General features: G+C 67.6%; 14 protein-coding genes. 6 read left to right on the plus strand and 8 right to left on the minus strand.

The annotated features are described in order from the left end of the window. Positions 1 to 128: 128 nt before the first annotated feature. Complete coding sequence (locus tag ACMUOY_RS16025) at positions 129 to 668, minus strand: hypothetical protein (protein WP_413893740.1); 540 nt, start codon at positions 666 to 668, stop codon at positions 129 to 131. A gap of 12 nt (positions 669 to 680) precedes the next feature. Next, positions 681 to 1,715 carry a phosphotransferase enzyme family protein gene (locus tag ACMUOY_RS16030; protein ID WP_413893741.1) on the minus strand — a complete coding sequence of 345 codons (1,035 nt, stop codon included), beginning with the start codon at positions 1,713 to 1,715 and terminating at the stop codon, positions 681 to 683. A gap of 92 nt (positions 1,716 to 1,807) precedes the next feature. On the opposite strand from ACMUOY_RS16030, the gene ACMUOY_RS16035 reads away from it, so the two are divergent. Next, a complete protein-coding gene (locus ACMUOY_RS16035; protein WP_413893742.1) occupies positions 1,808 to 2,116 on the plus strand; it encodes an MTH1187 family thiamine-binding protein in 309 nt (102 codons plus the stop codon). Between the two features lie 14 nt (positions 2,117 to 2,130). Here the strand turns inward: ACMUOY_RS16035 and ACMUOY_RS16040 are convergent, their stop codons facing one another. After that, positions 2,131 to 3,117 (minus strand): Bug family tripartite tricarboxylate transporter substrate binding protein, encoded by a 987-nt coding sequence (locus ACMUOY_RS16040; RefSeq protein WP_413893743.1) that lies wholly within the window; start codon positions 3,115 to 3,117, stop codon positions 2,131 to 2,133. 109 nt (positions 3,118 to 3,226) lie between these two features. Here ACMUOY_RS16040 and ACMUOY_RS16045 point away from each other — a divergent pair, with 109 nt between their 5' ends. Next, the gene (locus tag ACMUOY_RS16045; RefSeq protein ID WP_413893744.1) at positions 3,227 to 3,820 is read left to right on the plus strand and encodes a carboxymuconolactone decarboxylase family protein; all 594 of its coding nucleotides are present in this window, start codon (positions 3,227 to 3,229) and stop codon (positions 3,818 to 3,820) included. Between the two features lie 13 nt (positions 3,821 to 3,833). Here the strand turns inward: ACMUOY_RS16045 and ACMUOY_RS16050 are convergent, their stop codons facing one another. Both ACMUOY_RS16050 and ACMUOY_RS16055 read right to left on the minus strand, forming a co-directional pair. Continuing rightward, the gene (locus ACMUOY_RS16050) at positions 3,834 to 4,526 is read right to left on the minus strand and encodes a class I SAM-dependent methyltransferase (RefSeq protein ID WP_413893745.1); all 693 of its coding nucleotides are present in this window, start codon (positions 4,524 to 4,526) and stop codon (positions 3,834 to 3,836) included. 28 nt (positions 4,527 to 4,554) lie between these two features. Beyond that, positions 4,555 to 5,475, minus strand: a complete 921-nt coding sequence (locus ACMUOY_RS16055; RefSeq protein WP_413893746.1) for a M14 family metallocarboxypeptidase — start codon at positions 5,473 to 5,475, stop codon at positions 4,555 to 4,557. Between the two features lie 155 nt (positions 5,476 to 5,630). Here ACMUOY_RS16055 and ACMUOY_RS16060 point away from each other — a divergent pair, with 155 nt between their 5' ends. From ACMUOY_RS16060 to ACMUOY_RS16070, 3 genes are all read left to right on the plus strand, one after another. Continuing rightward, on the plus strand, positions 5,631 to 5,879 hold the full coding sequence (locus tag ACMUOY_RS16060) for a hypothetical protein (protein ID WP_413893747.1): 249 nt from the start codon (positions 5,631 to 5,633) through the stop codon (positions 5,877 to 5,879). A gap of 100 nt (positions 5,880 to 5,979) precedes the next feature. Next, on the plus strand, positions 5,980 to 6,600 hold the full coding sequence (locus tag ACMUOY_RS16065; protein WP_413893748.1) for a glutathione S-transferase family protein: 621 nt from the start codon (positions 5,980 to 5,982) through the stop codon (positions 6,598 to 6,600). Between the two features lie 18 nt (positions 6,601 to 6,618). Next, positions 6,619 to 6,984 (plus strand): DOPA 4,5-dioxygenase family protein, encoded by a 366-nt coding sequence (locus ACMUOY_RS16070; protein WP_413893749.1) that lies wholly within the window; start codon positions 6,619 to 6,621, stop codon positions 6,982 to 6,984. A gap of 3 nt (positions 6,985 to 6,987) precedes the next feature. Here ACMUOY_RS16070 and ACMUOY_RS16075 read toward each other — a convergent pair whose 3' ends face one another. Then, a complete protein-coding gene (locus tag ACMUOY_RS16075) occupies positions 6,988 to 7,722 on the minus strand; it encodes a tRNA-uridine aminocarboxypropyltransferase (RefSeq protein WP_413893750.1) in 735 nt (244 codons plus the stop codon). Positions 7,723 to 7,951: 229 nt separating this feature from the next. Between ACMUOY_RS16075 and ACMUOY_RS16080 the strand changes: the two genes are divergently transcribed. Then, entirely contained in the window at positions 7,952 to 8,275 is a 324-nt protein-coding gene (locus tag ACMUOY_RS16080) for a hypothetical protein (protein ID WP_413893751.1), read from the plus strand. Positions 8,276 to 8,310: 35 nt separating this feature from the next. Here ACMUOY_RS16080 and ACMUOY_RS16085 read toward each other — a convergent pair whose 3' ends face one another. Then, entirely contained in the window at positions 8,311 to 10,071 is a 1,761-nt protein-coding gene (locus ACMUOY_RS16085; protein WP_413893752.1) for a sulfatase-like hydrolase/transferase, read from the minus strand. A 48-nt stretch (positions 10,072 to 10,119) separates the two neighbouring features. Continuing rightward, positions 10,120 to 10,929 (minus strand): 2-keto-4-pentenoate hydratase, encoded by an 810-nt coding sequence (locus ACMUOY_RS16090; RefSeq protein ID WP_413893753.1) that lies wholly within the window; start codon positions 10,927 to 10,929, stop codon positions 10,120 to 10,122.

Below are 10,929 nucleotides of genomic sequence, written 5' to 3' on the forward strand. Positions count from 1 at the left end.
CGGCTCTCCTGCGTGACGTTTGTTTGTCAACACATTATTGCCAGCTGTTGCGCGCCACCCGAAACGGAAGAGAACCGTTTTTTCTCTATTTTTCGCTGAAAACAGGGTTTGGGGCCCGTTTGGGTGATTCAAGGCTGCCTGGTGTCGCCCGCAGGCTTCACCAACGGCTCCAGCGCCGGTGCCGGGCCCGGGTCATAGGGCGCGGTGGACGGGCGGGCCGGTGCGTTGGCTGCCGGTGCCGGCATCACGGCTGATGGCGCCATCGGCGGTGGCACCGTGCTGGCCTGCGGCACGGGCACCGCGCCTTCAGACACACCGTTGATGCGCTTGCCCACCACGCGCACGCTCCACTGGCCGTAGTTCTGCCGGAACAGCCAGCTGCCCCAGCGGAACTTCTCGTCCAGCACGGTGCCCACTGTCACGTCCTTGCAGAAGGCCGGGTCGGCCGGCAGGTCGAACTGCAGCGCGTTGATGTGGTCCTTCGCATGCTCCAGCGGATCCAGGGTCCAGTGCAGCTGGCGCACCTCCAGCGTCAGCAGGCATGCCGGCAACGGGCCAGGGGGCGTGGACGGTTTGGCGGGTGGCTTGGCCTGCGCAAGGGACTGGAGAAGGATGGCGGAGACGGTGGCCAGCGCGGCCAGCAGCGATCGGGAACGGATTGAAATCATCGTGCGGGCATTCTAGGAAGCTGGCTGACGCACGGCTGGCGGGCTGCATACCGGCAGTTCCAGCATCTCCCACTGCTGCAACACCTTCACCTGCCGCTGCAGGTAGTCGGTGGGGATGGCCTGCGAGCCCCACACCGGCACGCGCCCGGCGTATTCCCCCAGCAGCCAGAACTGGCGCACCGCCATGAAGGGCGCCAGCGCAGCGCGGTCGGCCTCGCCCAGCGGGCGCAGCGCCTGGTAGGCCGTGATGAAGTGGCCCCAGCGCGTCAGGTCCTTCGCGCTCCACGCGCCGTCCACGCTGCGCGGGTGCAGCCACCACGGGTACACCGCCAGCTCATAGGCCAGGTAGCCGGGGCCGGTTTCGTCGAAATCGAAGAACACGGCCTGCAGCGTGCCATCGTCGCGCGCGGTCACAAAGTTGTTGTCGCTGTGCGCGTCGCCGTGGCAGAGCACCTGGGTCAGCTCGCCGAGCGCGAGGATGCGGTCGTGCAGGCGCTGGCCAAGGGCCTCGAATTGCGGGCGCAGTTCGGCGGTCAGGGTGGGCGCGCGCAGCAGGTGCTGCAGGGGGCGCATCAGCAGGTAGTCCAGGTCCAGCGTGTAGTGGCTGGCGCTGCTGGCAAAACCCTCGCCGGCCGCATGCAGCTGCGCCAGCCCGCGGCCAAAGGCCTGGATGCGCTCGGGCTGGTCGCCGGTGGCAGTGCCGTCCAGGTGCTCGAACAGCATGAGCGCGCGCTCCCCCTCGGGCAGCTGCACGCGACGGGCGACCTCGCCGGTGCGGGTGCGCAGGCAGGTGGCCACCGGGCAGCCGCGCGCGCGCAGGTGCTGCAGCACCTCGGCCTCGAACCCCAAGTGGGGCTCGCCGCGCGGGCGCTCGGCGCACAGCCGCGCCACCACATGGCGCCCGTCGGTCAGCGTGAGCCGGTACACCTGGTTGAAGCTGCGCCGCAGAAATTCGCCGGCCACCACCTCCCCCAGGGAGTAGTTCGCCTGCACCACCCGGGCAATGGCCGCGGCCGTCGGGGCGGACTGAGAAATCTCCAGATTCAATTCGGGGCTCCCGACGTGAAAGGGGCGCGATTATAGGAGTGCATGACCGGGGCCGGCAGGCATACTTGGCCGGTCCCCCAAGGAGTCTGAACATGGTCTTGCTCGAATTCGCCATGAACCCGCCCGACCGCGGCGACGGCCTCAGCGCCTATGTGGCGCGCATTCTGGATGTCATCGACCGCAGCGGCATCACCTACCGCCTCACGCCCATGGGCACCATTCTGGAAGGCAGCTTCGACGAGGTGATGCAGGTGGTGGGCGACTGTTTTCGCGCGCTGGAGCCCGATTGCGAACGCATCGGCATGAACCTCAAGATGGACTACCGCGCCGGCACCGCATCGCGCCTGCACAGCAAGGTGGACGCGGTGCAGCGCCACCTCGGCCGCAAGGTACAGACCTGAGGGGCCGCGACGCCCTACCCCGCCGCCACGCCCGTTTCCTTCACCACCGAGGCCCATTTGCGGGTTTCGTCGGCGATGAAGCGTTCGAACTGCCGCGGCGTGTTGGCGACCACCACGTTGACCTGCTCTTCGTGGCTGCGCACCACATCAGGGCTGCGCAGCGCCTTGACGATCTCGCGGTTCAGCGCCTCCAGCACCGCAGGCGGCACGCCTCTTGTCGTCACCACACCTTGCCAGGTGTCGAACACGAGGTCGGCATACCCGAGTTCCTTGAAGGTCGGCACCGATGGCATCTGTGGCATGCGGACGGAACTGGTCACCGCCAGCGGCACGGCCGTGCCGGCCTTGAGGTGCTCCCAGACCGCCGACGACGTCTCGTACAGCAGGGGCACATGGCCGGCGACAAAATCCTGCACGGCGGGTGCTGTGCCCTTGTAGGGGACGTGGGTGATGTCGAGGTTGGCACGCGTCTTGTAGATCTCCCCGACCATGTGGCCGATGGTTCCGGTCCCGGTCGAGGCGTAGGCCAACCGGCTGCCGCCCCGCACGGCGGCTTCGATTTGCGCGAGCGAGGTGATGCCGGTGCTCTTGTGCGCCATGAGCACGCTGACCGAGCGCGAGAACTGCGTCACCGGCTGGAAATCCCGCAGCACGTTGTACGGCTGGCTCGGGAAGACGGCTGGGTTGATGGCCAGCGTGCCGATGGTGCCCAGCAGCAGTGTGTAGCCGTCGGCCGGCGCCTTGGCCACGAAGTCGGAACCGATCATCCCGCTGGCACCGGGCCGGTTGTCCACCACCACGTTCCAGCCCGCGTCCTGCCGCAGGTGCTCGGCCACTTGCCGCGCGCGGATGTCGGAGGTACCTCCGGCCGGAAACGGAACAACCCAGCGAATCGACCGGGCGGGATCAGGAAACCCGGCGGACGGCTGCGCCCGCAGCGGGGCAAGATGCAGGCCGGCAACGGCAAGGGGCACGGCCTGAAGCAGGTGGCGACGACGCATGGTCAAAATGTATGACGAAATTTGATAATTTCATACTATACGGCTTTGAAGCGGTGATCTCCGGTCGGTAGCATCTGTCGGCTATTCCACCAACACAAGGAGCAAACCCATGGCCCACCTGAATCCGGTTCCCCTGGCTGAGGTAAAGGACGACGACATCCGCGAGCGCTTCGAGCACTACCGGCGCACACGTGGCTTCACGCCCAACAGCATCATGACCATGGTGCGCCGACCCAACATCGTGCGGGCGTTCATGGCGCTGAACCAGGCGGTGCTGTACGAGGGCACGGTGCCGGAAGAGACCAAGATGCTGGTGAGCCTGGCCTGCAGCTATGCGGCGGGCTGCCTGTATTGCCAGTCGCACATGACGAACCTGGCGAGCATCTACAAGGCCTCCGACGAGAAGATCGCGGCGCTATGGGACTTTGAAAACAGCGACGTCTTCAACGACGCCGAGCGCGCCGCGATCCGCCTGGCGCTGAAGGCGGGCGCCCAGCCCAACGAGGCCGGCGCGGCCGACTTCGACGAGCTGAAGAAGCACTACACCGACGAGCAGATCGTCGAGATCGTGGCCAGCATCGCGCTGTTCGGCTACCTCAACCGCTGGAACGACACCATGGCCACCGCGCTGGAGCCGCTGGCCACCCAGGTGGCCGAGCGCGCCATCGGCCCGGCAGGGTGGACGCCGGGCAAACACGGCTGAGCCAATCCGGGCGTCAGGCGCCCGTCGCCGCACCGGCGGGTTTGCGCGCCACGACGTAGGGCCGCACATCGCGCCCACGGCTGGCATGGCGCTCGACGCCGAGCACCTCCAGCCCTTGTCGTTTGCAGGCGGCCACCAGATCGGCCTCGCGCAGGTTCAACACCGGCGGCGCCAGGCGCAGGGCGCGCATCAGGGGCACGGCCAGGCCGGGAATGAGCGGATTAATCTCCCGCAAGCAGGGCGTTTTGGAGATGAACCATCCGCCCGGCTTGAGCACGCGGGCGCACCGCGCCGTGGCGGCGTCCAAATCATCGAGCAGGTGCAGCACGTTGAAGGCCAGCACCGCGTCGAACGGCCCGTTCAGGTCACCGGCCGTGGCATCGGAATCCTCCACCTGAAACCGCAGCGCGGGCCGGGGGCTCAGCGCCAGCCGCTGATTGGCCAGGGCAATCATCTGCGGCGCAATGTCGGTGGCCAGGTAGGGGCCGGTGAACAACGACAGGGTCAGCGCCGTGGAGCCGGTGCCGCAGCCGATCTCCAGCACCGACGCGCCGGGCCCGAGCAACTCCCGCGTGCGCACCAGGCTGCGCTCGTAACCCGCCCAGTCGCCGATCGTGCCGCCCGCGTAGCCGCTGGCAAAGCGGTCCCAGAAACGGGCTTTGAAGGATGCGGACGAGGTGTGGGTTGCTGACGGGTTCTTGGACATGGGGCTTACCGGAACGGTCGATTGAGGGCTATGCCCGCTCCAGCACGAACCCGATCGCCGCACCCACCGCCGCCACCTGCGCGGCGATGCACTGCTCGGGCGTGGCGCGGGGGCTGTCGGGGTAGACCTCGGTGGTGGTGGTGTAGCGCGCACCGGTGAGGCTGGCGCACAGGCCCCAGGCTTTCAGCGGGTAGCGGATCACGCCCGGCGCCACTTCGGGACAGCCGATGATCTCGCCCTTTTCATCGGCTGGGGCGATGTGCGTCACCCGCGCCACGGCGTCGATGATGGCCTGCTGGAATTCAGGTTGCGGGTTCTCGGTGTCGTCCACCAGGTAGAAGCCGTCCGGGATGCTGCCGGGCTCGAAGGGTTTGCCGTCTCGCGCGGCCAGCGCCGGCCGGAAGACCGTTTCGTCGGTGTCGGTGGTCTCATGCAGGTCGATGTGCGCCGCAAACTGCCCGAGCCAGGGCGCCACCAGCCCCATCAGTGCCGCCGATTCGGGTGCCGGGCTGGGTGTGCGAAAGGAACGGTTGGGGTCCACCGCATCGAAGTTCCAGCGATGGATGCGCTCGTAGGCCCAGGGGCTCACGCAGGGCGCCACCAGCAGATTGACTCGCCCGGCAAAGGCTTCGGCATGCTGGTCGAGGAATCGCAGCGCGCCGTGCACGCCGCTGGTCTCGTAGCCATGCACGCCACCCGTCACCAACACCCCCGGCAACTCGGGCTGCCACGCACCGGCCCGCAGTGCCAACAGGGGAAAGCGCTCGATGCCATAGGCCAGTTCGCCGTAGGGGATGACGTCATAGCGCGCCGCCAGCCGTTCAACCGCGGCCAGCACATCGTCGGCGTAGCTGCGCTGGCGCACCTGGCCGGCGCGCCATTCGGCCAGCTCGGCCGGACCCCAGGGCTGGCCGGGGGTGCCGATGGGATGGGTCGCGGGTTCGGTCATGGTGTGGGGTCTGATCCCTTGTTTTGGATGGCGGGCGCCGGGGTGGCAGCGTTGGATTATGCGCAGGGCGCTCGCCGGTGGCGCACGGCAAATCGGACTAGACTTTGTCCCTCGCGAAGCTTTCGCCCTCTCACGGCTTACCGCAGGAACCCGCCATGAAGAAACTCAACGTCACGATCCGCCTTGAAATGTCCGTGCCCGATGACTGGGAACTGGTCGAAACGTCGGAGGGCGGTCTGGTCGTGAAACTGCCCAACCAGCAGTACCTGGACCTGGCCATCGAGCCCCTCTTCGCCGAGGACCCGGAAGAGACCTGGAGCACCACGGAGGACGAAGGCGTGCTGAATGACATCCTGGACATGGTGGAGGCCGAGCAGGTGCTCTACGAGTTCGTCACCCATTGATCCGGGGCGCCACGGGGCGCCGGGCAGGAAATCCGATGCCGGCCTAGAATCCGCGACACCTCGCCCGCGGCCCGGCCGCATCCTCAACCAAGGTCCTCCCATGCCCACACTTCGACTGAGCTATTTCGACTTCCACGGCGGCCGCGCCGAACCGGCCCGCCTGGCCCTGCACATCGGCGGCGTCGCCTTCGAAGATCATCGCATGGACTACGCCGCATTTGGCGCGTTCCGCAGTTCCACGCCCTTCGGCCAGGTGCCGACGCTGGAAGTGGACGGCGTGCTGGTCACGCAGTCCGACGCAATCAACCGGTACGTCGGCAAGCTCACTGGCCTGTACCCCACCGACCCCTTCCAGGCCCTGCTGTGCGACGAGGTGGCCTATGTGGTGGAAGACGCTGGCGTCAAGATGGGCCCCACCTTCCGCCTGACCGGCGAGGCCCAGAAAGAAGCCCGTCTGGCGCTGGTCAACGGCTCCATGCCCGTCTACCTGGCCTGGCTGCAGAAACAGCTGCTGGCGCATGGCGGCGAGTACTTTGCCGACAACCGGCTCACCGTGGCCGACCTGAAAGTGTTCGTCGATGTGCGCGGCCTGAACTCCGGCCGCCTGGACCACATTCCCACCGACCTGGTCGAGCGCGTGGCACCTGCCCTCAACGCGCACGCCCAACGCATCGCCGCCCTGCCTGCGGTGGCCGCGTATTACGCGAAATTCGGGCTCTGAGCGCCCGCCCCCGGCACCATGTCCGGCCCTGACAACCTGACGCCAGTGATTCGCGGCTTTCATGCGCACGTCTACTTTGGCCCGGACACCGTGGAGCAGGCCCGCGCCTTGTGCACCGAGGCGGCCACACGCTTCGGCGTGACGATGGGCCGGGTGCATGAAAAGCCGGTGGGCCCGCACCCCGACTGGAGCTGCCAGCTGTCGTTCAGCCCCGAGGTTTTCGGCGACGTGATTCCCTGGCTGGCCATGAACCGGGACGGTTTGGTGGTGTTCGTGCACCCGATCAGCGACAACCAGTTGGTGGACCACCGCGACCGCGCGCTGTGGATGGGTGCCGTCCGCCCGCTCGACCTGAGCGTGCTGCCGGACGGGCCCGGGGATTAGCCTTCAGCCGCTTGCCGGCAAGTCTTGCAGCTGCTGGTGCGCCGGGCTGTCCCGGTCCAGCGGCACGCTGCGCTTGGCACTCAGGTAATGGGCGCTGAACACGTCCAGCCAGGCGCCCAGCACCTCGGCGGCAGCGCCTTCGCCGGCCAGCGCCAGACAGGCGGCGGCGACCTCGGCGGTGCACAGGTGGTGGCCGTGCACCGAGCGGCGCAGCCGGTAGCTGGACGCCTCGGCCGGGTGCAGGCTCAGCACCGGCAGCGCGTCCAGATACGGGCTCTTGCGAAACATCTTGCGCGCTTCCGACCAGGTGCCGTCGAGCAGCACGAACAGGGGGCGCCGGCCGCAGGCTGCGGACGCCTCGGGCGCCGGCAGCTGCGTCACCACCCGGCGTGCTTCGGCATATTCGGCCGGGAACACCAGCCAGGGCTGCCACTGCGGGTCGGCCAGCAGCGCCGGCAGGGCCGGGTCCACGGCAGTGCGGGCCCAGCCGAAGGCAAAGGTGTCCGGCACCACATCAGCCACCAGCCAGCCGGTGTTGCTGGGCTTGAGCGCCTCGATGTCGCCCATGATCAGGCACACCCCGGCGTTCACCGGCAGCGACGGGCGCAGCGCGCACACGCAGTGGCTGGCCGCCAGCCGGCAGCCCGGGCAGCGCCCCGGCCCGGAGCCACGCGCCACAAACGGCTTGGCACTGGCCGCCAGCCGCGTGGCGCGCAGGCGTGCGACGGCATGTTTCATGCCGTTGGCCGCCATTCAAAGGAAACGGTATTCATCCAGCAACTGTAGGCGAAGCTCCCTAGAGTGCGCCTGGCGCCGGCTCCGGCGTCACAAAGCCCTCACCGGAAGTCACCGATTGATAGCAAACCATGACCTATCGACGCTGGGATAGGCAGCATTCTTCCCAAATATTGCCGGGGATCGCGCTGTCAGAAAACCGTCAGGCGCCACTCCTATGCTGCACTGCAACATGAACACATCGCCTTCCATTCAACTGGTGCTCGAAGACCTCCTGGCCGACCTGCATCACGCGCGTCGGAACACCGATCTGGGCCGGCTTGCCCTGCTGGGGTACTGCGAAGTCAGGAATTGGGCGCGCCTGGCCGGCAAGCCCGATATTGCCGAATGGGCCACGCGGATGTTCACCGAGAACCCCTGCGTCAGCCGCGACGAGTTCCTGGAAAAGATCGACACCCTCATCGCGGCGCTGGAACACCACCAGCAGCCTGCCGTGGCACCCGCCGGGCCTTTTGCCCAGGCGGATGCGTCAAGCGGCTGCCATCGAGCCCACTGAGCCCATCCGGCACACCCGCCTGCGGCCGCATCGCCTCAGGCGCCGGCCATCGTTTCCCGCGAGACTTCCCAGCCTGCGTCGATACCGCCGGGCAGCATCTGGCCGCGGTCTTCGCCAACCTCGGCGTCGATCAGGCGGTTCAGCTTGTCGTTCATGGCCAGCAGCAGGTCCACGCGGCGCTGCGGACCGGCCGCCAGGTTGTTCATCTCGTGGGGGTCGGCCAGCGTGTCATAGAGCTCCAGATCGTTCAGGCGCTGCAGCGCCTCCATCGTGGTCGGGCGGTTGTGCTGCTTGGGCGAGAAGTAGCGGGCGAAGACGTAGCGCCCGTCGTAGACCGAGCGCACCGCCCCACGCTTGCCGAGGTCCGGCGCCAGGCCGGAGGTCTTGATGTCTGCGGGTTTGCCACCGCGGTTCAGGTGTTCGACGGCCTTGTAGAGAAAGTCGCCGTCCAGGTAGGCCAGCATGTTGTAGCAAAAGAGCGCCCCGTCGCGCACGGACGTTTCGCCGGCCCGGTCCGGCGCGGCCAGCAGCTCGGAGAAGTCCTTGCCGGGCAGGTCCTTGCCGATCGCCTTTGCGCGCGCTTCTCCGATGCCGGTCAGCGCCAGCAGCGTCGGCGCCAGGTCCACATGCGAGGTCACCGCGCGGCACTGCCGGCCCCCGGGGTGCGACGGATGCACCACCACCAGGGGCACGTTGTTCTGCTCGCGGTACGCAACCGCACCTTTGGCGTGCAGTTTGTGGGCGCCGTCCATGTCGCCATGGTCGGCGGTGAGCACGATGATCGTGCGGTCGGCCAGGCCGGAGGCTTCCAGTTCGGCCAGCACCAGGGCGATGTTGCGGTCCGCGTCGCGCAGGCAGTTCAGGTAGTAGTTGTGGCGCCGGCGCCAGCGCGCCGCCTCGTCGGGAATCTCGCCGACCATCGCATCGTGCGAACGCAGGAAATCATGGTGGGCCGGTGGCCGGCCGGCGGCGTTGATGGGCTGAAAATGGTTGGGCGGCAGCTTGAACTGCCATTGTTTCGCATACAGCGGATCGACCGGATCGCGCGCGACGGGGACCAGTCCCCGCTTGCTCTGCACCGGCATGCCTGGCGCATCGGTGTCGTAGAACATGACATCGTGCGGGTTCACCAGGTTGACGGCCAGGAACCACGGCTTTCCCTGCGCCGCGAGTTCGCGCCCCTTGCCGCGCAGCCAGCTCACCCCCATCGAGGCGATGATGCCGTCGTGCAGGTAACCGCCGCGGTCGTGGGCAATGATGTCACCGACACCGTGGTAGTCGGAGAAGCCATAGGCCTCCATCTCCTCGGTGAACATCTTCGTCGGCGCGCCGAGCTTGTTGACCGTCTCGAACTCCTTCGTCAGGTGCCACTTGCCCTTGTAGGCCGTGGTGTAGCCGGCCGCCCGCAGCAGGTGGCCGACGGTCGGCACGTCGGTAGACAGGCTGTCGATCCACGGGAAGTTGGTGTTGTCGAACATCCGCGTCTGCTGGATGTGGCGCCCGGTGTAGATCACCGACCGCGACGGCGTGCACACACACGAGGCGATGCGGTGGTTCACGAAGGTGGTGCCGCGGCGCATCAGTTTGGCGTGCGTGGGCAACTCGAAACCGGCCGGCAACTCGCCCGGGCGGAAGAAGCGCTCCTGGTCGGTCAAGATGAACAGGATGTTCGGCGCGTCCCCGCCGGACCCTGCCGCTGCACCCGCGAAGGGGGCCGCGGCAAGGCCGGCGGCCGCCGCCATGAAATCGCGTCGGTTGAGCGCCAGCTCTGGCGCCTCAGGGCTTGAACTTGGCATGGAATCTCCTTTTTGCACGAATGATGGGGATGCGGTCATTCGGTCTGATCAGACGAAGCGCACGCTGCAGTTGCCGAGGCCACCGATTCGGGTCTGCACCACGTTGCCCGCGGCCACCGGCACCATCGGCCCCAGTGCGCCCGACAGGATCACCTCACCCGCGCGCAGGGGCTGGCCGCGAGCTGCCATCGTGCGCGCCAGCCAATATGCCGCCCGCAAGGGATGGCCCAGGCAGGCCGCGCCGCTGCCCACCGACACCACCGACCCGTTCAGCGCCAACTGCATGCCCAGCTCCGAAGCGGCCAGTTGACCAATCGCCACAGGCTGGTGGCCCAGCACATACAGGCCGCTGGAAGCGTTGTCGGCAACCGTGTCCACCAGCGTGATCTTCCAGTCGGCAATCGCGCTGTCGACGATCTCCAGCGCCGGCAGGGCATAGGCCAGGCAGCCTAGAAACTCTCCCCAGCTCGGCGCGCCGGCATCCAGGTCGCGACCGACCACAAAAGCAACTTCGGCCTCGACCTTGGGCTGCGCCAGCCGGTCCATCGGCACCTCGTCGCCGTCAAGAAACTCCATGTCATCTAGCAGGACGCCAAAGTCCGGCTGGTTCACACCGAGCTGCTGCTGCACGGCACGCGAGGTCAGCCCCACTTTCTTGCCGAGCACACGGCGTCCGGCGGCCAAAGCGGCCCGGGTGTTGAGCTCGGCCACCCCGTAGGCGGCATCGAGACCCGCGAGCCCGAAGGTGGTGGAAACCGGCGCGATCGGGCGCCGCTGGGCGCGGGCCGTGCGCAGCGCGGTGGCGGCCGCCTGCACGGCTGCATCAGCCGGTGAGGAAAGAATGGTCTGCTCGTTCAT

The organism is Candidatus Skiveiella danica (assembly GCF_022705245.1).
GTDB classification, from domain to species: domain Bacteria; phylum Pseudomonadota; class Gammaproteobacteria; order Burkholderiales; family Burkholderiaceae_C; genus Skiveiella; species Skiveiella danica.